Here is a 21,568-nt window from a genome sequence, read left to right on the forward strand (position 1 = left end):
CTTTCAATTTCATCTTGGGCCGTTCGGCGTTTATGAACTCACTGCCTAGAGGCAGATCATCACTAATCTTCCGCGAATATAGCCTGCCAGTTGCAGCCACGATCTGTGTGGCTAGGATCTGGCTTGACCGCGGCTCCTCACCCTAGGGCAACACCCGCAGCGTCTGCTCATCAAACAACGGCTCATCCTGGCCCACGCGGACGAACAGCAGCTTGTGTCCCTCACCTGCCGGCACCTCGAAATACTGGATGCCATCAGGCATTTCGCCCCAGTCGCCGCAGGGCGGTTCGGGGACCTCGTCAGGGTCGGCCTGCGCCTTCAGCTCTTTCGCATAAGCGGCGTCGGGGCTGAATGTGTAGCGTTTGACGCCGGCGGGCACGGTGCCCTCCGTGTAAGGCGCGAGCACGCAGCGGGCGCTGACGGCCTTGTCGGTCTTTTCCAGGAACAGACGCCGCATGGCAGCCTCCGCGGTTTCGCCAGGCTGGATGTCGAGCACCTCGACAAGCGGATCTGGCGCACCGCCATCGCTGTATTTGATGGCAAGCGCATTGCCGACAAACTCGAAATGGATCTGGCGAAAGCCGGAATCGCAGCGCTGCGCCCATGCGACCAGGCCGATCGTCTTGTCCGTCAGTTTTTCCCAAACGCATTTGTCGATCGGCTGCCGCGATGGTACCGGCTCCTCCGCACGCGCCCCGGCAGATACCGTCACGGACGCGAACAGGGCGCAGGTCCAGACGATCGATCTCATGGCGCTATTCATCGCTGCATCCTGTCAAAGTGAAGGCATCCCAGGCTGAGCCGGCGGGGTTGGCATTGGCGAAGTCGGACCATTCGCTGAACATCGCACCGAACTGCGGCAGCAATAGCCCTTTCGGCGCCGGTGTCGCTTCGTGCGAATTCAGTTGCTCGGCGCCGCCTCCGGTCAGGGCATAGACCTGCCCGTCCCATATCCGGCAAAGCCCGCTGTCGTCTTGCAGACCCGCTTCGCGGTCGTCGTCGGTGCAGGGGTGGCGGATGGTACCGAGCGGAAACGAGTTCTTGCCGTTGGTCCAGGTAATATCGGCCGGCAGGCTTATGCCGGTATGAGGCACGGCCAGCGAGAACACCTGCGTCGTCAGTGCCGCCGGTTCGTTGCCCAGCGGCCGGAATTGCATGACCGCGCCCGAGCGTGGCTCCTGGTAGGTGGCGTGGCTCAGAAGGCATTCCTTGGCGCCCGCCGCTTGCATGAGCCCGAGCGAACCCAGGGCAACGAAGGCCAGTTTGCGAACGATCATCGAAATCTCGGGCAATCTGTTGTGAAGCAAGGCCGGCTGCGTGCCGGGCCGCACAGTCGCATCATCCGTACAAAACCATAAGCGAAATCCGGAACCGCTGCGTTTATCGTGCCTCGATCGAAAACTTGCGCCACACAAACCCGCAATCTGTATGATCGAACGCAGCGGCCCAGGAGACAAAAGATGCAGCTTTTGGCACTGATCATAGCGATCTCCGCAACTGCGATTGTGCCGGCCGTAGCGGCAGCGCCCTATGTCGGGACGTGGTCCAGCGATAGGTTGAACTGCCATGCGACCGCCGACGTCCAGCGCCAGACTGTCTTCACTGTGGATCAGTCGGCCCTGTCGTTTCCCAACCTCGGCTGCGAGCACGCGATCTTTCGCAAAACCGCCATCGGCTGGGTGGTTCGTGCCAGCCAGTGCTACGGCGCGGACCCATCGCTCGACGAGCCATTTTCTCGCACCATCCATATCAAAATTGACGGCGCGACGGTGCGGTTGAGCTGGCGCGGATTCGACAGCGGACCTCTCGTGCGCTGCTCAAGGCGGTGACACTCAGACCAACCCGACCAGCAAGGCCGCGCCGCCGAGAAAGCCTGCCGAGCAGACCCACAGCAGCCATAGCCCACGCACCCGGCATTCGAGCACCGCCGAGGCGGGGTTGGCGGGGTCATAGCGAACGTCGACCTTGCTGCCCTCGACATAGCGCCGCGCCTGACCGCCGACGAGGCCGGGCAGCGAGGCCGTCACGCTGGCACCGAAAGCGACGCGATCGGCGCTGTAGCGCTGTCCGGCGACACCATAGCTGTAGACGATGCGGGATTTGAACACCGTGCGCCAAGGCCGGTACCCACCGCCCTCAAACCGGTCGCGGGTCTTGATCGCCTGCAGGCCGGACGCATCGATACGGCCGGCGGCGGTCGGCCATGTTGCCGCCTGCCCGGCCATTGATCTTTGGGCAAAGCCCATGCGCAGCACGAAAAGCCCCATGAACAGCAGGAATGCCGCCGCACCGAGGTTCCGCGGCTTGGGCAGATGCGGCCCGAGAGCCTCCAGCACGCCACCGACCGAAAACACCAACACCAGCGCGCCAACCACGAGCCCCGCCGAAAGCTGGACCATGAACTTGAAGGCGCCGTCCGGCATGGTGCGCTCGATCACGGCCTTGCCCGGGCTGGACGGGTCATAGAACACGGTTACCGCCGCGCCACGCGGAAACCGCGCAAGGGTTTCCGCGACTTCGAAATTTCCGAGGTTCTCCTGCACGCTGTAGTGCGAACTTTGAAATGTCTTGCCGCCCACCTTGTACTCATAGGTGATGGCCGGAAAGTTGCGGATTTCGGTCGAGGTGCTGCTCTCCGAGCCGGTACCCGAGCTTGTCACCTCGCGCGCCTCGACGCGCGACGAGACGATCTTTCCAGGCGTCGGCAACCAGCGGCTGGCCGCCTTGACCTCGAGCCATTTCAGGAAGGTGACGATCGACAGCATGCCAGCGACCGCGCAGGCAAAGCCGACCAACAGAAACTTGAGCTCCAACTCGTCCCCCCGACGACTAGAGTACAGCAGCACGCATATAGACAGCATGGCGAGGGCAATGTCTCGTCTATTCGCAAGATCAGGAATGACCGCCGGCAAGGTTCAATGCTGTCGCGTGGCCATGGGAGCGGCGACCAGCCGCTATTCGGCATCCTCTATTGCCATGACACGAACATAGCCCTCCAGCTGAAGGGCGCGATCCCGGATGATGCTGGTGGCGTCGGCAGCCTGCATGGGCACGTACATCGTGCCTTGCCTTGTTTCATAGAGAGCGCCCCGTGTCTTCGCCTCGCTGTCGCGGAAGGCCAGCCAGGCGCGTTGTGACAGACGAAGATTTTGCGCTGCCTGGCGCGGTAATTTGCGCAGGAGTGTCGCATAAGCGGCATTCATGCGGCGATCGTAGTCGCTTGATGCCGTCGCCTCGCAGTCGGTTTGGCCTGCCGTAGAGCCATTGGCTGGCTCATCCAGGCAGCGGTCGAGCGTATCGGCGGTGGCGTCTTTCAGACCCGCGGCCATCGGGCTCGCGGGCAACAGCAATGTCAGCAGGCAGACCAGTGCCCCACCGAGCCGAAGCCTCACACCGATGTTCTCCATCTTGCCTCCGAGGACGTATCCGAAGCACGGTGGGAACCGCGCAAGGAACTGGTGGCCAACGCGGCGGGCCATCCGCACGATGACGTGATAAAAGGACGATCGATCCGATCGGATGAAATATCCAGGAGACGACAGCCGGGACGATGCGCATGAGCGAACAAACCGAAGATGACACCGATATACTGAACCAGCTCGCCTATGTCAGGGCCGATCCGACCCAGCACGACACGTTGACCCTTCTCGCCATGATCGATGCCGCGATCGCCGAGATCATGGGCTTGAGGGCGCGGCTGCGGTTGAGCGAGGAAAAGAACGGCGGGAGCAACCAGTTCCAATAGGTGGACGGGACGAGCGCCGACGCGAAAGCATCGGTTCTAATCCGCGTCGGCCATCATGGCCCGACCTCCGCCGCCGGCCCAGGCGCGCCATTGCCGCTCATCGCCATGGAAGACGTTGAGATCGATGCGGCCTGTCACGCCATGCGACAGGCCAGAGCCGGAATACTGCCAGAACAGCCATTTGCGATCGGGATAGACCTTTGACGGATGCCGGGCCACGGCGCGCAGCCAGAACGGGTAATCCGGGAATGCGCCCTGAAGGTTGTCGCGATAGAAATCGGGCGCCGTGTAGATGATCGGCCGCTGGCCGTAATGGCGCTCCAGCTTGTCCATGAACACCTGCATCTTCTCCAGGACCTTTTCGCGCGACGGGCGCCGCTGGCAGCTGGAGTCGCCGTTCCACTCGACGTCGATCACCGGCGGCAGCGCGCCGTCGACCTTCGGCACGTTGCGGATGAACCAGTCGGCCTGCTCGCCGGCGGTGCGGCACCAGTAGAAGAAATGATAGGCACCGCGCTTCAGGCCCGCCGCGTCGGCATCACGCCAGTTCTTCATAAACAGGGGGTCGAGGTGGTCGCCGCCGTCGGTCGCCTTGATGTAGGCGAAGTTGGCGCCCTGGGCGCGCAGCTTCTCCCAGTTGACGTTGCCTTGCCAGCGCGACACGTCCACCCCGTGCACGGCAAGGTGACGGGGCGACGAGCGGCCGAAATTGATCGGCTTGGCATCGCGGAAGCCATAACGCGTGACCGGGCCGGCCAGCATGGGCGGTGCCGCCCGCGACAACAGCTTCGGCGGCGACACCAGGGCTGCCTCCTCGATCGGCGGCTCGACGCTGTCGGGCAGTTCGGGTGCGGGAAACGCCACCGTCTCTTCCTCGGCAAGGCCATAAGGCCGAGCGGTGGTATCCTCTGCCGCAGCCTCAATCCGCTTGCGCGCCGCGTTTGCCCTGGCCACCGGAACGGACGCGATCGGCGCGCTTGGACGCACCACCGAACTGGTGACTTCATTGGACGGCTTCTGCATGTCGAGCGCATCCATGCCCGATGTCGACGAACAGCCGGCAAGGCAGAGCGATGCGATCACGAAACTCACGACGCCTGGTAACCGCATCTGGACCTGTACTCGAACACAACAGACCGAAGGCGACGGCCGACGGACAACCAGACGAGTTATGAACGAGAAATTACCAATAAAGTTTGAATCAAGTTTTTTACCATACATGTGGCCGCTTTCAGACAGTCGTCGGCAGCGGCCCGGCCAAGCCTTGACAGGGCATCATGTGGCTGTTGAGAACGGGGTGCAGCGCGGCCGCCTTGCCAGCACCAAGGGCCGCAAGCTGCCGGTCGAGAACTATTACGGCTGGCTCGTCGACGGCAAGCTCGACGAACTCAGGATCTTGCTCGACAGGGCAGCTGAGGAACACTTTCAACAGGGAGCTTGCGTGCAGTCGTTCATCGACCAGAGCGTGTGTTTCATCGAGAACCATCAGGCCTGGGCGGGTCTCGTGGTCGGATTGCTGGCCTTCGGCGAGTCGCTGGTGCTGGTCGGCATCCTGTTGCCTGGCACCACGGTACTGATCATCGTCGGCGGGCTGGTGGGCGCCGGTATCGTCCAGCCCCTGCCCGTTCTCCTCGCCGCGACGCTCGGCGCGGCGCTTGGCGACACCATCTCCTATTTTCTCGGCAAATGGCTGGGGCGCGGCGTCGTCCACAAATGGCCGCTCAACCGTTATCGCCGCGAGATCGCCAGGGCGCGCCTGTTCTTCCATCCCTACGGTGTCGCCGCCGTTTTCGTCGGCCGCTTCTTCGGTCCGGTGCGTGCCACCGTGCCGCTGGTCGCCGGCATGATGGGCTTGAACAGGCGGCGCTTCCAGGTCGCCAATATCCTGTCGGCGATCATCTGGGCGCCGGTCGTGCTGTCGCCTGGATGGCTGGTGGCGAAAGGAGCCGACAATCTGCCCGAACTCGACGCGACCAGCCTGTTCGGCCTGGCGGTGATCGCGGCCATGGTGGTGGCGATCATCGTCGCCGTGCTTGTCGTCAGACTGCGTGGCAGGCGCAATGCAGGGAGTGCGTCTCGCGATTGAAGGCGCCTTGCATCAGCCGCGCTTCCTGAAGACGCCGATCATCGGCCCCAGATTCCAGTAGTCGTCGTTGCGGCCGATGGCCGGAGCGAGCAGGCTCGATATCGTGCCGTCGAGAAAGAGCGCGTTGTCGCAGCCGAGCGCGTCGCGAAACAGGCGGGCGAAGGCATGGAACGTCACCGTGCCGTTCGAGATGGCAAAGACGGCAACACCGTCCTTTCGCACTCCGACGCCGTCGCGGCTCTTGCGCGAGGTGCCGTCGGCCTGGAATTTCGGGTGAAGCTGGCCGTCGATTACCAGCATTGGCCCTGATTGTGTCGCATAGTCGGTGGCTGGCCGCTGCCTGACGAAGTCCTTGGTCGCCCGCACCACGGCCTTGCCGCGGCTGATATAGAAAATGCCATTCGGCTGCAGCGAAAAATTGCCGCTTCCCGATCCCGTTTTCACACCGGCCATTTCCTGGCCGCGTTCGACGTAAAGGCCGACCGGCCTGAGATCGGGGTGGTACATGCCGGCATTGATGGCAAACAGCATGGTCCGGCCCGCCATGCGCTGGGCGTTGTCGAGATTGTGCAGCGACTGAAAAGGCTTGCCTGCCGGGTCTTTCCAGAACAGTTCGATCGAATAGAGCTTCGGATCGACCTCGCAGACGAGGAAGCTCGTAGCCTCGAAGGAGACGTCGCGGCACGGCGGCACCGAAGCGAACCACTGGCCGAATGCCGCTGTCGTGGCGACCGCGTACGGCAACGCGGCCTTGAACAAGCTCAGCAGCAAGGGCGCCGAATACAGGACGGTCAAAAAATCCATGCGCGGTCCGGATTGCCATTCCAACGAACTGTCGTGGATAGCACCGCTTGCCGGCACGATGAAGGATTTGCTAAAAGAAGTATGGTTATCGCCCGGACGTCGGCAGCGATTATTTGACGGCGCTGACCAGCTTCTCCTCGCCGGCAAGAATGGAGACCCAGCGCCCGGTATTGTCGCTCGCCTGTCTTTTGAGATAGCGATACGGGGTCTGGTTCCAGAGGCGAACCTTGTCGACGAGATTGTCGAGGATGAAGTCGCCTTTGTCGGTGCGCACCGTCAGCACGGCATGGCCTTCGCCGTCCGGCTTGCGAACCACCGTCATCAGGAGATTGGCTATGGCGATGCCCAGGCTGTTGAGCTCACGCCGCTTTTCAAGCGCGTAATCCTCGCAATCGCCGAAGCCATTGTCCGGATAGGCCCACCATTCCTCCTTGCCGTAATTATCCATGTCGCTCATCGGCTTGACGCGCGCGTTGACCGAGAGGTTTATGGCGCTGATCTCCCGCAACAGCTTGCCAGTCATCTGTTCCGGCTCACTGTCGGATGAACGGATCGAGCACTCGGCGGCATGGATCTTGCAAAAATCATAGTGGCCGATCGGCTGGGAGGTCGAGCCGCCGATAGCCATGGAAACGGGAGCCGTGTAGGCGGAGTTCGCCGCCGAACAGAAAGCAATCAGGGCAATCGCCAGCCCCAGCCCCTTCGCCTTCCGGCGCCAACCCATCGAGGATGCCATCCGGCCCCGCCCATCTGTTTTGTTAACAGAACGTTAAGGGCGGTTGTATCCCGAAGTCAACCAAACCGGCCGATCACATCTTGGAGGGACGCCGCATGCCCCTTCGAGGGTTGCAGCAGCGCAACACCGAGGTTCGGGCTAGGGAGCTAGACGAGCCATCCCATCGCCACCCCCAGCAGCAGGACGACGCCAAGCAGGCCACGGTAGATGACAAAGGGCCAGGCGGAGAAGCGTTCCAGCACACGCATCAGGCCCCAAATGGCGAAGAAGGCCGAAATCGAGGCGACGAGCAGCCCCAGGCCAAGAACCGACCATCCATGGGCATCGAGATGCACCTTGTGCAGTTCCCACAATTCCTTGAGGCCGGCGAGCGCGATGGCCGGCAGCCCGAGCAGGAACGAGAAGCGTGCCGCCTCGGCCCGCTTGAAGCCGAGCCCCAGTGCCGCCGTCAGCGTCGAACCGGAGCGAGAGACGCCCGGGATCAGCGCGCCGACCTGGGCGACACCGACAAGAAGCGCGTCGGCGAGCGACGCTTCGCCGATGGTGCGCTTGTGGCGGGCGAAAATCTCGGCCAGGGCCAGCAGGATCGCCATGGCTATGCAGGCCCAGCCAATCACGCTCAGGCTGCGCAGCGGCGAATTGCAGGCGTTGAGAACACCCGAAAGTACCACGCCGGCGATGACGATCGGGATTGTCGCCAGCACGATCCAGGAAGCCAGCTGGAAATGCCGATCGGCGAAATCGCGCCGTGTGAGAGCGTCGATCGAACCGAACAGGAGATCCCTGACATCGCCCCAGAAATAGCTGACCACGGCGGCAAGGGCGGCAAGCTGCATGGCGGCGGAGAAGGCGGAACCTGGATCCTGCCAGCCAAGCACCGCCGGCACGATGCGCATATGGGCGGTCGAGGAAATCGGCAGCAGTTCGGTGATGCCTTGCACCAGGCCGAGGAATGCGACCTTGGCAAATCCTAGGCCGACAAAGCCCGTGTCGACGCCTTGCGTGCAGATGTCAGCCATGTCGGGTTCCATCCGGGAGAGATCGGAGTTGCGAAAGCACCATCGGAGGAGATCGGTGCCCGGCAAGGCATACCGTCATGCGGCGGATAATCAATTTACGAATTTGTAAGCTGGCACCGCCGCGTCGGACGCGCACGGTTCAAACTGACCCGAAGGGCCGGCGATGCTCCCATGGGTGGAGGTTGGCAAGACGATTACGGGCAGAGCCAAAGTTTCTGGCAGGTCCTGGCAATAACATGCGCGGGCGGCACGACAGGCTCCCCTGCGGAGGGCCGGCGAGCCCGCTCGAGCAGCATGCGCACCTGTTCCGGGCGCACACGGTCACGTTCCATCACGAGCAGGACCATAGGATCGCTCAAAAGCTCGTCCAGGGTGCTGATGCTGTCGTTCATCCGTCGTCTCCTCGAATGCCGGGCCCGCGACGCTTAGATAGGGAGACAAAGATGGCCCGCCAATGACGCTTTGCCGGCTATCACGTGTCTCTTTGGATTAATTTTTGGTCATCCTGGGGCACGTCCTTTCCCTTCACGGGGAAGAAGGAAGCTAGGCCGGCGGAGCGCCCTCAAATTGCGGCAGGCCGTCATCCAGCATCACCCAGGGCTGTTTCGAGACGGTCCAGATGTGCATCTGGGGCCTGAACAGCGACGGGTCGTCAAGCGAACCGGTCGTCACGCCGATGATGCCGGCGGAATCGCGCCGCGAAAACAGCGTCGTGCCGCAGGCCGGACAAAACCCGCGCTTGAGGTCCGGCGAGGTGTTGACCGTGGCCAACGGGCCCTCGACCGTCACATCGTCGATGCGGAAAAGAACACGCGCATTGAACGCCGCGCCGATCGCCTTCTGGCAAAGCCGGCAATGGCAGATGCGCTCGTTGATGGGCGCGGCATCGGTGCGATAGCGCACGGCCCTGCACAGGCATCCGCCCTCGTATTTTGCCATCGCCTGGATCCATTGGTGGAGTGAACAGGCGGCAAAAGTAACGGCGAGGCCGATTGGGTCAATTGAAAAGCTTTGATACAAGGTCATCGATTATCGTGATGCAGCAGGATTGTCATGACACCCGACATCGAAACGATCGGCATCGCGGCCCTGTTCGGGTCGCCCTCGCCCGCGCGCGACCGCGCCGACGCTGGGATCATGGCCGCGGCGGCCGGCATCGGCTTCCTGGCGGTCCGGGATCCCCCGGCGATGACTGGCTGACGCCCGACAAGCGCGCGCAATTGCTGCGCATCTTCGCGCTTCCTGACGCCGAGAAACAGGAATTGCTGCGCTGGAATTTCGATCACACCAAGAAAAATTTCTACCGCGGCTGGTTTCCGCTGCAGCCGCAAGCCGTTTCCTACAAGGAAGGCATCGACATGGGGCCAGACCTTGCCGATGCGGCGCGAGGCACGGCTTCCGACGATCCTTTGTGCGAGCCGACACCGTTGCCGGACGAGAATGCCCTGCCCGGCTGGCGCGCTGCCGCAGCCGACTACTATCGCGTGATGGGAACGGTCGGCACCATGCTGATGCGGTCGATCGCCCGCGGGCTTGGCCTGCCCGAGATGACCTTCGATATCTATTTCGACGGTGGCATCTCGACGCTGCGCCTGATCCGCTATCCCCTGCGCGACGCCAATGCCGGCGTCGACACCAGCGGACCGGAGTATTCGGTGACCCACAAAGGCGAGACGCGCACCATCATCGGCCGCGAACATGCAGATTCAGGCTTCGTCACCTTGCTGGCGCAGGACGGCGTCGAGGGCTTGCAGGCGAAAAACCTCGCCGGCGAATGGATCGACGTGCCTCCAGCCGACGGCACGCTGGCGGTCAATTTCGGCCAGTTGCTGGAACGCTGGACCGGCGGCCGCGTGCGGGCGACACGGCACCGGGTCATTGCGCCAAAAACGGTGCGGTTCTCGATCCCGTTCTTCCACGAGCCACGCGTCGACGCGGAAATCTCGCCTTTGCCGCTGGACGGCGCCGAACCCTTCGCGCCGTTTCTTTACGGCGACTATCTCTGGGAGTCGGCGACGAACTTCGTCGAAATGAGCGGCATCAAGCATCTGAGGCAGCCGCGCCGGGCCAAGGCTTCCTGAACAGCACGCCGGCTGTCTCGCAGGAGACGGCCGGCGGAGAAGGCAGGGGTCATTCGGCTTCGCCGACCACCTCGTCCCAGCTCTTCACCCTGGTCTCGCCGTCGAGGAACGGCAATGCGGCGGCCGTCAGTTCCGGAGCGAAGAAGACATCGTAGTGGGTGCGGTTGGGCAGGATGGCCAGCCGGTTCCGCGACAGGTTCTCGCGCATCCAGCCGGCATCTTTCAGGCCGCCGCCGAGCATCTGGTAGAACTTGATCTCGTGCTCGGGCTTATACATGTCGCTGTCGCCATAGGCGAGCATCACGGGCATCTTCAGCTTGGGAACGTCGGCCGAGAAGTCGTAGTTCTGGCGCATGAAATTGCCGAGCGCGTCGAGCAGTTTCGGGAAGTCCTCCGGATGCGGGGCGACGGCGACGTAGGATTTGTACATCGGCGTGTCTTTCATGTACGCCGCGGCGGCGGCACTCACCTGTGCCTGCTGCGGACGCATCTCGTCGTAGAAGCCGTCGGCGGCATAACCGGTCGAAACAAGGACCAGCCGGCGCACGGCCTCGGGATGCTGGACCGCCATGCGGAAGGCAACCCCGCCGCCCAGCGAATAGCCCATGACGTCGACCTTGTCGTAGCCGAGTGTCTTGACGATACCAGCCATGTCGTCGCCGATCGCCTGCAGGCTGAATGGCCGGTCGCCAAGGGCGGTGCGGCCATGCCCCTGCAAGTCGACCCCGATGACCGTGCGGTTTTCGGCAAGATTGGGCAGGATCGGCGCGAACATGTCAATGGAGCCGAGGCCTCCATGCAGCAAAAGCAGCGGCTCACCCTTGCCATAGACGGCGTAATAGTAGTTCACGCCGTTGATCGGCAGCAGGCCGGACCTTTGTGGCTTCGGCAGTGTTTTCGTTTCGGTCGTCATGGCAGGCTTTGTCTCCTCTGCATTGATGGTGCCCGGGCAAGCGAGAAACGCAGCGGCCGAGGCAAAAATGGCAAAAAACAGAACTTTGGACATATCGAACTCCTCCGGTGTGGCTCTGTCAGAGCGTCCTGGCGAGATCTTCGAGCTGATCGGTGCACTGGCCCCAACCGGCGTGAAAGCCCATCGCCTCGTGCTGCTCGCGGTCGGCGACGCTCCAATGCCGGACGCGCGCGATGTAGCGGGTCTTGCCCACGCCCTCGTCCTCGAAGGTCAGTACGACTGTCATGAACGGCTTTTCCGATGGCACCCATGACTGGGTATAAGCATCGGTGAAGACGATCTTCTCGCCGGGAACGACCTCGAGGAAGACGCCGGGGTTGGGGAACTCGTTGCCGTCGGGCCCTGCCATGACGACCAGGCTGTTGCCACCGGTGCGCACATCCATCTCGGCACGTGGCGTCGTCCACGGCTTTGGCGCGAACCATTGCGTGATCAATTTCGGTTCGGTCCAGCAGCGATAGACCTCCCCGCGCGGTGCATCGATGATGCGGGCGAGAACCAGTTCGCGGTCGTCGGCGGGGGCGATGTCGAGCTTGGTGGCCACGGTGGTCTCCTCGGTTTAATCTGGCTTCCGTCCCAAGGACGAGCCGACGTAAAGCAAACCGACATCGCCCGCGAAAAATTCTGGAAACGCAGGCTGAAAACCGCGAGCGGAGCGCGTGTCAGTGGCGCTTGGCTTGCACCAGGTAGGCGTCGATTACGGTCTCGCCCAGCCATTTGGCGGCTTCGAGCCGGTGCAGGCCTTCGACAAGTATGTGCCGCTTGCCATCGTGGCGGACCTGGATCGGCGTCTTCATGCCGTTCTCGAGTATGTCCTCGGCCAGATGCCGGACGGTCTCGGGGTGCAGCGTCTTCTTCCGCGCCGTGGGCACGTAGATGTCGTCGACCTTGACCTGTTGAACCCTGAGCATGCCCTGTCCCCATGGCGGAACTGCCGCCGTCTTCCTGAGATAGTCGGTTTGGCGAAGGCGGCCAAGGGTGCGGCTAACGAATGCTGGCATGATCGTTTCCATTTGACGCCTGGCGGGCGGATCGCCGAAATGGGCCTCAGATGGGCCAGGACTTCATGATCAATCCGCCGACCGAATTCCCCGATTTCGGGCTGACAGCCGAGCAGCGCCGCCACGCGGTGCGCGGCCACTATTACGAGTGGCCGGGCATGGATGGCGAGCGCGGCGAAATCTGGTGCTACAGCGACCGGTTTTCCTATCGCGCCGGCGAGACAGTTACGCTGCATGTCAGCTCGACCGCTCCGTCCTTCGGCATGAGGATCATCCGCGATGGCGGCACCGAAACGAGAGTATTCGAGAAATCGGACATTGCGGCGCGCTGGCAGGAGAGTCCGGAGCAATGCTCGGTCGAAGGCTGCGGCTGGGAAGCCTCCTTCGAATTTCGCGTGGAGAGCGACTGGCCCTCCGGCGCCTACCTGATAACGCTGACCGCCGACGGACGTGACGGCAAGCCGATCCAAAGTCACCACATTTTCATCGTCTCTCCCCAGCCCGGCAAGAAACCTGGCCGTGTGCTGCAGGTGGCGGCGACGGGCACCTGGCTTGCCTACAACACCTGGGGCGGCTCCAACCATTATCAGGGCATCACCGGGCCCGACCGCGACCAGTACTCGCCCATCGTGTCGACGCAGCGCCCCTGGTGCCGCGGCTTCGTCGTGTTGCCCGGGGATGCACCGCGCGTGCCGTTGGAGGTGGCGGTGCCGCCGAAGACCGTGCCGCGTTATCCGCACATGGAATGGGCGCTCGCCACCGGCCATTCGAAGAAATATGCCTCGTCCGGCTGGGCCAGCTACGACAGTCATTTTTTTCGCTTCGCCGAACGATCAGGCTACGGCGTCGACCTCGCCAGTCAGCATGACCTTCACTTCTCGCCGGAAATTCTCGACGGTTATGACTGCGCGGTCTTCGTCGGCCATGACGAATACTGGACTTGGGAGATGCGCGACGCGGTCGACTTCTATGTCGAACGTGGCGGCCATGCGGCGCGCTTTGCCGGCAATTTCATGTGGCAGACGCGGCTCGAAGATGAGGGCCGCCGGCAGGTCTGCTACAAATACCGCGCCCGCACCGAGGACCCGGCCTATCGCGGCGGCGACGTGACCCGCGCCACCAATTCCTGGGAAGCACCGGAAATCGGCCGGCCGGGTACGGCAACCTTCGGGCTCAACGCGACACGGGGCGTCTATGCCGGCTGGGGTGGCTGCGCGCCACGTGGCGTACGCGGCTTTCCGGTCTATCGGCCGGAGCACTGGGCCTTTGCCGGCACCGGCATCTACTATGGCGATCTGCTGGGCGCCGACAGCCACGTCTATGGCTATGAGGTCGACGGGCTCGATTTCGAGATCCGCGGTGGGCTGCCCTACCCCACGCCAGACAGCGGCGCGCCCGACGGCCTGCAAGTGCTGGCCGTCGGCATGGCTAGCCAGGTCGAGGAAAGCGCCGACATTCCGATCGAGGACCAGTTCCTAACCGACGAGGATGGCCGCTTCACCGCCGAGACATTGTTTGGCGAGGCAAGCGACGCCAATCTCGAAAAGGTCAAACGCGGCAATGGCATGATCGTCAACTTCCCGCGCGGCAAGGGCGAGGTGTTCCATGCCGGAAGCTGCGAATGGGTCGCCGGCCTGCTAAGACAAGACCCGATGGTCGAACGGGTCACCCAGAATGTCCTCGACCGCTATATCGGAAAGTCCTGACATGTCGAAAGCCCAGACCGCCGTTCAAGACACTGATGCCCGGCGCCAATCGCATTTGTTCTACCTCTCCAGCCTGCGCCGGCCGCTGATCGACCGCGCCGAAGGCATTTACATGTGGACGCAGGACGGCCGCCGTTTCATCGACGGATCGAGCGGCCCAATGGTCGCCAATATCGGCCATTCCAACCGCAATGTGCTCGATGCGATGAAGCGGCAGATGGACCGCGCCACCTTCGCTTATCGGCTGCATTTCGAGAACGAGCCGGCGGAAGAACTGGCGCGCGAACTGGCTGGAAAGTTGCCGGAAGGCATGGACCGCATCTTTTTCGTGTCCGGCGGCTCGGAAGCGACGGAATCCTGCATCAAGCTGGCGCGGCAATGGGCTGTGGCCACCGGCCAGGCCAGCCGCTGGAAGGTGATCACGCGGTTTCCTTCCTACCACGGCGGCACGCTCGGTTCGCTTTCGATCACCGGCGACGACGCGTTGGCCGAAACTTTTACGCCGATGATGCGGGTGATGCCGACCGTGCCGGCACCGACCGCCTGGCGCGACCGCGACAATCTCTCGATGGAGCAGCGTGGCGTCCGCTACGCCGACATGCTGGAGGAGAAGATCCTCGCCGAAGGTCCCGAGAGCGTCGTCGCCTTCATCATGGAGCCGATCGGGGGTGCTGCGACCGCGGCCCTGGTGGCACCCGACAGCTATTATGCGCGCATCCACGAAATCTGCGATCGCCACGGCATCCTGCTCATCCACGACGAGGTGATGAGCGGTGCCGGCCGCACCGGCAAATTCCTCGGCGGCGACCACTGGAACTGCAAGCCTGATATCGTCGCGCTGTCGAAGGGGCTCGGCTCGGGCTATGCGCCGCTCGGCGCGCTGGCCGCACCGATGCGACTGGTCGAGCCGCTGCTCGCTTCCGGCGGCTTCCAGCATGGCCACACCTATGCCGGCAATCCGCTCGCCTGCGCCGCCGGGCTTGCAGTGCTGGGCGAAATGGACCGGCTCGACCTGATTGCCAATGCGGCTGCCATGGGCGACGTGCTGATGGACGGATTGAAGGCGCTTGCGAAGCGGTTCCCGTTCATTGCCGATGTGCGTGGCAAGGGGCTGCTTACGGGCGCCGAAATGGTCGCTGATCCCGATACGCTGAAACCTATCGAGCAGAGCAAAAAAGCCACGCAGCGCCTGCTCGATCTCGCCTATGAGCGCGGGCTGATCATTTATGGCCGCAGGGTCAAGGGTGGCGTCGACGGCGACAATTTCATGGTCGCGCCGCCGATGATCGTCACCGGCGAGCAGGTCGGCGAGATCATCTCCATCATCGGCGACTCGCTTGAGGCTCTGGCGGGCGAATTCGACCTGCCGGTCGAAGGCCGGGGGTAGCGGAAATGGCGCCGCGAAAAGTCATCATCACCTGCGCCGTTACAGGCTCGGTACACACGCCGTCGATGTCGCCCTATCTGCCGGTGACGCCGGACCAGATCGCCGCGGACGCTATCGCCGCGGCCGAGGCCGGCGCCTCGATCCTGCATCTGCACGCCCGCGATCCCAAAGATGGCCGCCCGACCGCCGATCCCGAAGTGTTCATGCAGTTCCTGCCGCGCATCAAGCAGGCGACCGATGCGGTGATCAACATCACGACAGGCGGCTCCTCGCTGATGACGCTGGACCAGCGGCTGGCGGCGCCGCTTCGGGCCCAGCCCGAAATGTGCTCGCTCAATATGGGCTCGATGAATTTCGCGCTGTTCCCGATGCTCGACAAGCCAAGGGACTGGCAGCACGAGTGGGAACCGAAGCTGCTCGAAGCCACCCGCGACACTATCTTCAAGAACACCTTCGCCGACATGGAAGGCGTGATCGAGCGGCTGGGCAAGGGCTGCGGCACCCGCTTCGAGTTCGAGTGCTACGATGTCGGCCACCTCTATTCGCTGGCGCATTTCCGCGATCGGGGGCTGGTTTCGGGGCCGCTGTTCATCCAATTCGTGCTGGGCATCCTGGGCGGCATCGGCGCCGACCCGGACAACCTCATCCATATGAAGCGCATCGCCGACAAATTGTTCGGCGACAGCTACCAGTTTTCGGTGCTGGCCGCCGGCCGCAACCAGATGCCGCTGATCTCGATCGCCGCAGCCATGGGCGGCAATGTCCGGGTCGGACTGGAGGACAGCCTCTATGATGGCCGCCAGCTGGCGAAGTCCAACGCCGACCAGGTGCGGCGCATCCGTGGCATTCTCGATGGACTGTCGCTGGAAGTCGCCACGCCGGCCGAAGCGCGTGACATGCTGGCGCTCAAGGGCGGCGACAGGGTGGCTTTTTGACGAGATGACAGCGCCCGCTCCTGCCACTGTACCTGTCACGCGTGCGGTTATCCTTCGCCCCGGCACCATCGATGACGTCGAAACCATTCACGCGGCGATCCTGAAGCTTGGCACTCATATCGGGGCGCCCGAGGAAATCATCTCGACGGCGGACGATCTCAGAAGCTGGGGCTTTGGCGAAAAACCCGCCTTCTCGACCCTCATCGCAGAAGTCGACGGCGAATTCGCCGGGCTGTGCCTGCATTTCCCGATCTTCTCGACCTGGATGGGACGGCCTGGCGTCTATGTGCAGGACCTCTATGTCGAGGACCGGTTTCGCGGCCGCAAGATCGGCGAACGCCTGCTGCGACGCGTGGCTGCCGAGTGCCGCAAAGAGGGCGGCGTGTATCTGAGGCTGTCGGTCGACACCGACAATGAGGGTGCCAAGTCCTTTTACGAACGGCTGGGCATTGCCTGGTCGAGCTACGAGCAGACGCAGAAAATCATCGGTGAGGCATTTTTCGCCTTCGCCGACGCGCCGGAAAATGGGGAGCAGCAATGAAGGCCTTCTATGCGCAGGAGCAGAAGCGCCACGATCCCAAGGCCTTTCTTTCCAGTGGCGCGGCACAGCCCAACCCTGAAAAACCGGAACGCGTCGAACGGTTGTTGGCCGGCGCAAAATCCGCCGGTTGCACGATCGAGCGACCGCGCGATCACGGCCTCGGCCCGATCTCGGCGGTGCACACACCCGAGTATCTCGACTTCCTTGAACATATTTTCGAGCGCTGGCAGCGGATCGAAGGGGCGTCGGCAGAGGTCATTCCCAACATCCACCCGATCGCCCGCAACGGCTCCTATCCGGCCTCAGCAGTGGGCCAAGCCGGCTACCACATGGCCGACACCGCCTGCCCGATCTCGGGCGAGACATGGCAGAGCGCGCTGTGGAGCGCCTGGAGCGCGGTCGAGGCCGCCGAAACCGTCATGGCCGGAGCGTCGGCCGCCTATGCGCTGTGCCGCCCGCCCGGCCACCACGCCTTCGCCGATGTCGCCGGCGGCTTCTGCTTCATCAACAACTCAGCCGTGGCGGCGCAAGTGCTGCGCAGGCAGGCGGCCCGCGTGGCGATCCTCGATGTCGACCTGCATCACGGCAACGGGACGCAAGGCATTTTCTATGCGCGACCTGACGTGCTGACGGTGTCGCTGCACGCCGATCCGGTGCGGTTCTACCCGTTCTTCTGGGGCCATGCCGACGAGCGCGGCGAAGGTCCCGGGCTTGGCTATAATTTCAACCTGCCGCTGCCGCGCAAATCCGCGGATGCGGCGTTTCTGGAAGCGCTCGGCGTGGCGTTCCAGCGTATCCGCGCCTTCTCCCCCGATGTGCTGGTCGTGGCGCTCGGCCTCGACGCGTTCGAGGGCGATCCGTTCGGCGGGCTTTCGGTGACGACGCCGGGCTTCTCGCGCATCGGCGAGGCCATCGCCGGGCTCGGCCTGCCGGCGGTCATCGTCCAGGAAGGCGGCTATCTCTGCGACGAACTCGGCGACAATCTCACCGCATTCCTCACCGGCTTTGGCGGCAAGGCGCGGTGAGAGTTCAAACCCAAGTCAGGAGCGTTGCTGCCTGAGCATGGCAATCACCCGGTGCACGCTCTCCAGCGTCTCGTCGATTTCGGACGCAGTGTTGTAATGGGCGATGCCGATGCGCACGACGCCTTGCTCGGCCGGAATGCCGAGCTGATGGACGATCTCCCAGGCATAGTTGTGGCCCGACCACACGAAGATGTTCTCGGCGTTCATCTGCCGCACGATCGTTTCGGGGACAATGCCATCGACGGTGAAGGAGACGGTCGGCACACGATCGCCGAGCCGTTTCGAATCGGTGATGCCTCGGACCGTCAGCCCGGAAATGTCGGACAGGCCATCGATCAGCCTTTGCGCCAGCGGGTTTTCATGGGCAATGGAGACCTGGAACGCCTTGGCGATCTTCTGCCTTCTTGAACCACCCTCACCTGCCGCCGCGCCGAGCTCGGCGAAATAATCGACCGCGGCGGTCAAGCCGGCCATCAGTTCGATCTGCGGCGTGCCGAGTTCGAACCGCTCGGGCAAGCCGTTCGAGGAGCAACGGCACTTATAGGCTTGCAGACCGTCGATGACCTCGCGCCGACCCCACAAGATGCCCATATGCGGACCGAAGAATTTATAGGCCGAGCAGATCAGGAAATCGCAGCCGAGCTCCTGCACATCGATCAGCCCATGCGGTGCGAATTGCACGGCATCGACATAAACCAGCGCGCCGGCCTGTTTTGCAAGTTGGGTCAAGGACCTGACCCGGTTGATCGAGCCGGTGAGATTGCTGGCGTAGTTCAACGCCACCAGCCTTGTCTTCCCGGACAGCAGGCCGGCGAGTGTCGCCTCCTCGATCTGCCAGGTCTTTTCGTCGAACGGCAGCCAGCGCACGACGAGGCCGAGGTCCTCGGCCAGTTGCAGCCAGGGCGACACATTACCCTCATGATCCATGCGGGTGAGGATGATCTCGTCGCCTGATTTCATCGTGCGGCCGAGCGTGCGTGACATATGATAGGTCAACGTCGTCATGTTGGCGCCGATGACAATCTCCTGCGGGCTCGCCGCGCCGAGGAAGTCGGCCATCGCCAGATGCGCCTCGTCAACGACCTGCTGTGCCGCGATCGTCGTTTCAAAATAACCGCCGAGATTGGCGTTGGTCGTAAGCAGGCAGCGCGACACCGCGTCGGCCACGACCTGCGGCACCTGCGTGCCGGCAGGATTGTCGAGATAGATGCGCCGGCGTCCGTTGTCGGTCAGCGAGAGAGCGGGGAACTTTCCACGCACGGCCTCGGTCGAAAAATCCACCATCGTCTCCATCCCCTTGCTACTACACGACAATTCCGGGCTCGGTCACGGGCAGGGATTGCCGACCCTCTGGTGAACGGCATCCACCGCCTTCTGCATTTCTTCAGTCCAGACGACATCCACCGAAGACAGCGCCATCTCCAGTTGGGAAATGGTTGTCGCGCCGATGATGCTGGAGGTCACGAAGGGCCGGCTTGAGACATAGGCATTGGCAAACAGCGCCGGCTCCAGGCCGAAAGAGCGTGCCAGCTCATTGTATTCGAGCTGCGCTTCGGCGGCATTGGGCGTCTCGTAACGCTGGCCGCGGTTGAACAGCTGCGAGCGCGAGCCCTGCGGGCGGGCGCCATGATCGTATTTGCCGGTCAGATAACCCTGGGCAAGCGGCGAGTAGGCAAGCAGCGACACCCCTTCGCGCTCGCAGACCTCGGCGAGGTTCACCTCAAAAGTGCGGTTGACGAGGTTGTAGGCATTCTGGATCGAGGCGACGCGCGGACCGATCCCTTTGTCGGCCTCTGCGAGGAAGCGCATCACGCCCCAGGAACTCTCGTTGGAGAGACCGAAATGGCGGATTTTTCCTGCCTTCACCAAGTCATCGAACACCGCGAGCGTCTCGGCGATCGGCGTTTCACCGACCGGCGCGCCGACAGAATCGGCACCCCGCGCCACGGCGCCGACGCGCGTCGGGTTGGCGCCCCAGGGGATGTCCCGCTCCGGCCAGTGGATCTGATAAAGGTCGAGATAATCCGTGCCAAGCTTGGCCAGCGACTTGTCTATGGCATCGAAGATATCGGCCCGCACCAATTGCGAGGGCCGGTCTCCGCGAAACCAGCTGTTGGCCGTGCGGCCGACGACCTTGGAGGCCAGGATCACCTTGTCGCGGTTGCCCTTGGCCTTCATCCAACTGCCGATGATCTTCTCCGTCCGTCCTTGCGTCTCCGCCTTGGGCGGGATCGGATAGAGTTCGGCGGTGTCGATGAAATTGACGCCGCGCGAGAAGGCCAGGTCCATCTGGGCATGGCCTTCGGCCTCGGTGTTCTGCTGGCCCCAGGTCATCGAACCAAGGCAGATCTGGGTAACAAGAAGATCGGTCCGACCGAGACGGCGTTTGTGCATGGGATTCTGCTCCGGAGGGATATGTGCGCGGCTGCGCGGGGAGGAGTTCGCATCTTATAGGAAAAGCAGAGCCGCTCTCCAAGCCTTGCCAGGCCGACTTTTGCGTGAGCAGAGCGGGGTTAGCGTCGTGCGGCGGCCACGGCGCGGCGCTTGGCCTCGTCGATCAGCATGTTGGCCACCTGCATGCGGATCATGGCGCGCTGGCGCAAATGCGGGGCGACGCGATCGGGATGGTTGGCGAAAGCAAAGCTGCGGCGCATGCGGCCGAAGTCGGCGGCGCTCTTGGACTGCTCCAGTCCCAGTTCGACCGCAATCGATTCAGGATCGATTGGCGGCAATGTTTCTTCCGGCTTCGGCTCTTCGCCAGCCAGCGCCAGCCTTGCCTGTTCAAGCACGGCGGCAAACTCGCTGGCCAGATCAGCGCCGGCCTCGCGATATTCCGCGGCGGATACCTTGATGCGGCCGGAATGGAGTTCATCGGCGACCGAGAGATAGTCGAACGGGATGGATGGGCGCGCGCCGGTCTCTACGCCCTCACCGCCGTTGCCCTTGTCGGTGGCAACGAAGAGGTCGTCGAGTAGTGACGCAAAATCCCGCTTGGCGCCGGTAGCGATATCAGCCTCCCCCATGCCCGACAGTTCGAGTTTCAGACCATAGAACCAGCTCGTTAAAAATAAATGCCGCCGGTCTTAACTAATTTCCCTTCAGGGGATCGTTGGCGGAGGCCGGCAAAAGCCGGACCGCATGTTCATGCAGTCCGGAAATTCGCCAGGAATGGCGAGGAAAACTGGCCATGTACCAGCTTCGAAGCCTACGTTCGGCGCGGCGCAAGAGTTTCACCTTGCTGCAAAAAAATTTTACAAAAAACATCCGGACATGGCAGGCATGCAAATGCTGCACTGCACAATCTTCACGATTCACCTATATTACCTGATGTGGAGGACCAACCAGGAGCCTGAATTATGGGTTTCTTCACGGAAATGTTCGCCCGGCCGCGCCCGCAGGAACATCTGAGATATCGCGCGGCGCTCGCGCTCCTTTATTCGATGAGCAATGCCGAGCGCGCCGATATCGGCATCAAGCCCGCCGATTTCCCGCGCATCGCCCGCGAAATGTCCATCCGCTAAGCAGGTGC

The 21,568-nt window shown here is 62.9% G+C and carries 27 protein-coding genes; 11 read left to right on the plus strand and 16 right to left on the minus strand.

The features are described 5' to 3' along the window. Positions 1-142: 142 nt before the first annotated feature. Both LB555_RS03450 and LB555_RS03455 read right to left on the minus strand, forming a co-directional pair. Positions 143-751, minus strand: coding sequence for a hypothetical protein (locus LB555_RS03450; protein ID WP_224582943.1), 609 nt, complete (start codon positions 749-751; stop codon positions 143-145). A 4-nt stretch (positions 752-755) separates the two neighbouring features. Next, entirely contained in the window at positions 756-1,277 is a 522-nt protein-coding gene (locus LB555_RS03455; RefSeq protein WP_224682282.1) for a hypothetical protein, read from the minus strand. 183 nt (positions 1,278-1,460) lie between these two features. Here LB555_RS03455 and LB555_RS03460 point away from each other — a divergent pair, with 183 nt between their 5' ends. Further along, the gene (locus LB555_RS03460; RefSeq protein ID WP_224682283.1) at positions 1,461-1,829 is read left to right on the plus strand and encodes a hypothetical protein; all 369 of its coding nucleotides are present in this window, start codon (positions 1,461-1,463) and stop codon (positions 1,827-1,829) included. A 3-nt stretch (positions 1,830-1,832) separates the two neighbouring features. Here LB555_RS03460 and LB555_RS03465 read toward each other — a convergent pair whose 3' ends face one another. Together LB555_RS03465 and LB555_RS03470 are read right to left on the minus strand one after the other, a co-directional pair. Next, entirely contained in the window at positions 1,833-2,813 is a 981-nt protein-coding gene (locus tag LB555_RS03465; RefSeq protein ID WP_224682284.1) for a DUF3592 domain-containing protein, read from the minus strand. A gap of 141 nt (positions 2,814-2,954) precedes the next feature. Next, positions 2,955-3,407: a lysozyme inhibitor LprI family protein gene (locus LB555_RS03470; RefSeq protein ID WP_224682285.1), complete on the minus strand. Its 453-nt coding sequence runs from the start codon at positions 3,405-3,407 to the stop codon at positions 2,955-2,957. 149 nt (positions 3,408-3,556) lie between these two features. Between LB555_RS03470 and LB555_RS03475 the strand changes: the two genes are divergently transcribed. Beyond that, on the plus strand, positions 3,557-3,745 hold the full coding sequence (locus LB555_RS03475) for a hypothetical protein (RefSeq protein ID WP_140662059.1): 189 nt from the start codon (positions 3,557-3,559) through the stop codon (positions 3,743-3,745). Positions 3,746-3,781: 36 nt separating this feature from the next. Here LB555_RS03475 and LB555_RS03480 read toward each other — a convergent pair whose 3' ends face one another. After that, a complete protein-coding gene (locus LB555_RS03480; protein WP_140616961.1) occupies positions 3,782-4,855 on the minus strand; it encodes a GH25 family lysozyme in 1,074 nt (357 codons plus the stop codon). 331 nt (positions 4,856-5,186) lie between these two features. On the opposite strand from LB555_RS03480, the gene LB555_RS03485 reads away from it, so the two are divergent. Then, positions 5,187-5,831 carry a DedA family protein gene (locus tag LB555_RS03485; RefSeq protein WP_318012987.1) on the plus strand — a complete coding sequence of 215 codons (645 nt, stop codon included), beginning with the start codon at positions 5,187-5,189 and terminating at the stop codon, positions 5,829-5,831. A 12-nt stretch (positions 5,832-5,843) separates the two neighbouring features. Here LB555_RS03485 and LB555_RS03490 read toward each other — a convergent pair whose 3' ends face one another. The 5 genes from LB555_RS03490 to LB555_RS03510 all read right to left on the minus strand — a co-directional run bounded on the left by LB555_RS03490 (position 5,844) and on the right by LB555_RS03510 (position 9,329). Then, entirely contained in the window at positions 5,844-6,635 is a 792-nt protein-coding gene (locus tag LB555_RS03490) for a phosphodiester glycosidase family protein (protein WP_140616962.1), read from the minus strand. Between the two features lie 109 nt (positions 6,636-6,744). Further along, positions 6,745-7,371, minus strand: a complete 627-nt coding sequence (locus LB555_RS03495) for a transglutaminase-like cysteine peptidase (protein WP_224682286.1) — start codon at positions 7,369-7,371, stop codon at positions 6,745-6,747. A 146-nt stretch (positions 7,372-7,517) separates the two neighbouring features. Continuing rightward, a complete protein-coding gene (locus LB555_RS03500; protein WP_140662055.1) occupies positions 7,518-8,390 on the minus strand; it encodes an undecaprenyl-diphosphate phosphatase in 873 nt (290 codons plus the stop codon). 194 nt (positions 8,391-8,584) lie between these two features. Continuing rightward, on the minus strand, positions 8,585-8,782 hold the full coding sequence (locus tag LB555_RS03505; RefSeq protein WP_140662054.1) for a hypothetical protein: 198 nt from the start codon (positions 8,780-8,782) through the stop codon (positions 8,585-8,587). A 151-nt stretch (positions 8,783-8,933) separates the two neighbouring features. Beyond that, positions 8,934-9,329: a GFA family protein gene (locus tag LB555_RS03510; RefSeq protein WP_224531122.1), complete on the minus strand. Its 396-nt coding sequence runs from the start codon at positions 9,327-9,329 to the stop codon at positions 8,934-8,936. Positions 9,330-9,443: 114 nt separating this feature from the next. On the opposite strand from LB555_RS03510, the gene LB555_RS03515 reads away from it, so the two are divergent. Next, positions 9,444-9,590, plus strand: coding sequence for a hypothetical protein (locus LB555_RS03515; RefSeq protein ID WP_224682287.1), 147 nt, complete (start codon positions 9,444-9,446; stop codon positions 9,588-9,590). A gap of 20 nt (positions 9,591-9,610) precedes the next feature. Next, positions 9,611-10,471, plus strand: coding sequence for an isopenicillin N synthase family dioxygenase (locus LB555_RS03520; protein ID WP_224682288.1), 861 nt, complete (start codon positions 9,611-9,613; stop codon positions 10,469-10,471). A 49-nt stretch (positions 10,472-10,520) separates the two neighbouring features. Here LB555_RS03520 and LB555_RS03525 read toward each other — a convergent pair whose 3' ends face one another. The 3 genes from LB555_RS03525 to LB555_RS03535 form a co-directional block, all read right to left on the minus strand. Continuing rightward, positions 10,521-11,477, minus strand: coding sequence for an alpha/beta fold hydrolase (locus tag LB555_RS03525; protein ID WP_224682289.1), 957 nt, complete (start codon positions 11,475-11,477; stop codon positions 10,521-10,523). 25 nt (positions 11,478-11,502) lie between these two features. Then, the gene (locus LB555_RS03530) at positions 11,503-11,988 is read right to left on the minus strand and encodes an SRPBCC family protein (RefSeq protein ID WP_224682290.1); all 486 of its coding nucleotides are present in this window, start codon (positions 11,986-11,988) and stop codon (positions 11,503-11,505) included. A 118-nt stretch (positions 11,989-12,106) separates the two neighbouring features. Then, positions 12,107-12,355, minus strand: coding sequence for a ParB N-terminal domain-containing protein (locus LB555_RS03535; protein WP_140617245.1), 249 nt, complete (start codon positions 12,353-12,355; stop codon positions 12,107-12,109). 155 nt (positions 12,356-12,510) lie between these two features. Here LB555_RS03535 and LB555_RS03540 point away from each other — a divergent pair, with 155 nt between their 5' ends. The 5 genes from LB555_RS03540 to LB555_RS03560 are packed head-to-tail and all read left to right on the plus strand — an operon-like array spanning position 12,511 to position 18,039. Then, on the plus strand, positions 12,511-14,151 hold the full coding sequence (locus tag LB555_RS03540; protein WP_224594643.1) for a N,N-dimethylformamidase beta subunit family domain-containing protein: 1,641 nt from the start codon (positions 12,511-12,513) through the stop codon (positions 14,149-14,151). A 1-nt stretch (position 14,152) separates the two neighbouring features. After that, positions 14,153-15,538: an aspartate aminotransferase family protein gene (locus tag LB555_RS03545; protein ID WP_224682291.1), complete on the plus strand. Its 1,386-nt coding sequence runs from the start codon at positions 14,153-14,155 to the stop codon at positions 15,536-15,538. A gap of 5 nt (positions 15,539-15,543) precedes the next feature. Continuing rightward, the gene (locus LB555_RS03550; RefSeq protein ID WP_140717409.1) at positions 15,544-16,473 is read left to right on the plus strand and encodes a 3-keto-5-aminohexanoate cleavage protein; all 930 of its coding nucleotides are present in this window, start codon (positions 15,544-15,546) and stop codon (positions 16,471-16,473) included. 4 nt (positions 16,474-16,477) lie between these two features. Beyond that, positions 16,478-17,014, plus strand: coding sequence for a GNAT family N-acetyltransferase (locus LB555_RS03555; protein WP_015318109.1), 537 nt, complete (start codon positions 16,478-16,480; stop codon positions 17,012-17,014). Next, positions 17,011-18,039, plus strand: coding sequence for a histone deacetylase family protein (locus LB555_RS03560; protein ID WP_224682292.1), 1,029 nt, complete (start codon positions 17,011-17,013; stop codon positions 18,037-18,039). The genes LB555_RS03555 and LB555_RS03560 overlap by 4 nt, the downstream gene beginning before the upstream one ends. Positions 18,040-18,054: 15 nt before the next feature. On the opposite strand, the gene LB555_RS03565 is transcribed toward LB555_RS03560, so the two are convergent. The 3 genes from LB555_RS03565 to LB555_RS03575 all read right to left on the minus strand — a co-directional run bounded on the left by LB555_RS03565 (position 18,055) and on the right by LB555_RS03575 (position 21,062). Next, a complete protein-coding gene (locus LB555_RS03565; RefSeq protein WP_224682293.1) occupies positions 18,055-19,323 on the minus strand; it encodes a cysteine desulfurase-like protein in 1,269 nt (422 codons plus the stop codon). A 42-nt stretch (positions 19,324-19,365) separates the two neighbouring features. After that, a complete protein-coding gene (locus LB555_RS03570; RefSeq protein ID WP_224682294.1) occupies positions 19,366-20,433 on the minus strand; it encodes an aldo/keto reductase in 1,068 nt (355 codons plus the stop codon). Between the two features lie 119 nt (positions 20,434-20,552). After that, positions 20,553-21,062: a hypothetical protein gene (locus LB555_RS03575; RefSeq protein ID WP_015318113.1), complete on the minus strand. Its 510-nt coding sequence runs from the start codon at positions 21,060-21,062 to the stop codon at positions 20,553-20,555. Positions 21,063-21,395: 333 nt separating this feature from the next. On the opposite strand from LB555_RS03575, the gene LB555_RS03580 reads away from it, so the two are divergent. Next, the gene (locus tag LB555_RS03580; protein WP_015318114.1) at positions 21,396-21,560 is read left to right on the plus strand and encodes a hypothetical protein; all 165 of its coding nucleotides are present in this window, start codon (positions 21,396-21,398) and stop codon (positions 21,558-21,560) included. Positions 21,561-21,568 lie beyond the last annotated feature (8 nt).

The sequence above is a fragment of the Mesorhizobium sp. BR-1-1-10 genome (assembly GCF_020165595.1).
In the GTDB taxonomy this organism is placed as follows: domain Bacteria; phylum Pseudomonadota; class Alphaproteobacteria; order Rhizobiales; family Rhizobiaceae; genus Mesorhizobium; species Mesorhizobium australicum.

Excerpts from the sequence above, each read along its gene's own strand:
- LB555_RS03500 (WP_140662055.1), bottom strand. The coding sequence starts at position 8,390 with ATGGCTGACATCTGCACGCAAGGCGTCGACACGGGCTTTGTCGGCCTA.
- LB555_RS03570 (WP_224682294.1), bottom strand. The coding sequence starts at position 20,433 with ATGCACAAACGCCGTCTCGGTCGGACCGATCTTCTTGTTACCCAGATC.
- LB555_RS03480 (WP_140616961.1), bottom strand. The coding sequence starts at position 4,855 with ATGCGGTTACCAGGCGTCGTGAGTTTCGTGATCGCATCGCTCTGCCTT.
- LB555_RS03505 (WP_140662054.1), bottom strand. The coding sequence starts at position 8,782 with ATGAACGACAGCATCAGCACCCTGGACGAGCTTTTGAGCGATCCTATG.
- LB555_RS03525 (WP_224682289.1), bottom strand. The coding sequence starts at position 11,477 with ATGTCCAAAGTTCTGTTTTTTGCCATTTTTGCCTCGGCCGCTGCGTTT.
- LB555_RS03565 (WP_224682293.1), bottom strand. The coding sequence starts at position 19,323 with ATGGTGGATTTTTCGACCGAGGCCGTGCGTGGAAAGTTCCCCGCTCTC.
- LB555_RS03495 (WP_224682286.1), bottom strand. The coding sequence starts at position 7,371 with ATGGCATCCTCGATGGGTTGGCGCCGGAAGGCGAAGGGGCTGGGGCTG.
- LB555_RS03560 (WP_224682292.1), top strand. The coding sequence starts at position 17,011 with ATGAAGGCCTTCTATGCGCAGGAGCAGAAGCGCCACGATCCCAAGGCC.
- LB555_RS03450 (WP_224582943.1), bottom strand. The coding sequence starts at position 751 with ATGAGATCGATCGTCTGGACCTGCGCCCTGTTCGCGTCCGTGACGGTA.
- LB555_RS03575 (WP_015318113.1), bottom strand. The coding sequence starts at position 21,062 with ATGGGGGAGGCTGATATCGCTACCGGCGCCAAGCGGGATTTTGCGTCA.
- LB555_RS03460 (WP_224682283.1), top strand. The coding sequence starts at position 1,461 with ATGCAGCTTTTGGCACTGATCATAGCGATCTCCGCAACTGCGATTGTG.
- LB555_RS03455 (WP_224682282.1), bottom strand. The coding sequence starts at position 1,277 with ATGATCGTTCGCAAACTGGCCTTCGTTGCCCTGGGTTCGCTCGGGCTC.
- LB555_RS03550 (WP_140717409.1), top strand. The coding sequence starts at position 15,544 with ATGGCGCCGCGAAAAGTCATCATCACCTGCGCCGTTACAGGCTCGGTA.
- LB555_RS03475 (WP_140662059.1), top strand. The coding sequence starts at position 3,557 with ATGAGCGAACAAACCGAAGATGACACCGATATACTGAACCAGCTCGCC.
- LB555_RS03515 (WP_224682287.1), top strand. The coding sequence starts at position 9,444 with ATGACACCCGACATCGAAACGATCGGCATCGCGGCCCTGTTCGGGTCG.
- LB555_RS03470 (WP_224682285.1), bottom strand. The coding sequence starts at position 3,407 with ATGGAGAACATCGGTGTGAGGCTTCGGCTCGGTGGGGCACTGGTCTGC.
- LB555_RS03490 (WP_140616962.1), bottom strand. The coding sequence starts at position 6,635 with ATGGATTTTTTGACCGTCCTGTATTCGGCGCCCTTGCTGCTGAGCTTG.
- LB555_RS03535 (WP_140617245.1), bottom strand. The coding sequence starts at position 12,355 with ATGCTCAGGGTTCAACAGGTCAAGGTCGACGACATCTACGTGCCCACG.
- LB555_RS03580 (WP_015318114.1), top strand. The coding sequence starts at position 21,396 with ATGGGTTTCTTCACGGAAATGTTCGCCCGGCCGCGCCCGCAGGAACAT.
- LB555_RS03510 (WP_224531122.1), bottom strand. The coding sequence starts at position 9,329 with ATGGCAAAATACGAGGGCGGATGCCTGTGCAGGGCCGTGCGCTATCGC.
- LB555_RS03555 (WP_015318109.1), top strand. The coding sequence starts at position 16,478 with ATGACAGCGCCCGCTCCTGCCACTGTACCTGTCACGCGTGCGGTTATC.
- LB555_RS03540 (WP_224594643.1), top strand. The coding sequence starts at position 12,511 with ATGATCAATCCGCCGACCGAATTCCCCGATTTCGGGCTGACAGCCGAG.
- LB555_RS03545 (WP_224682291.1), top strand. The coding sequence starts at position 14,153 with ATGTCGAAAGCCCAGACCGCCGTTCAAGACACTGATGCCCGGCGCCAA.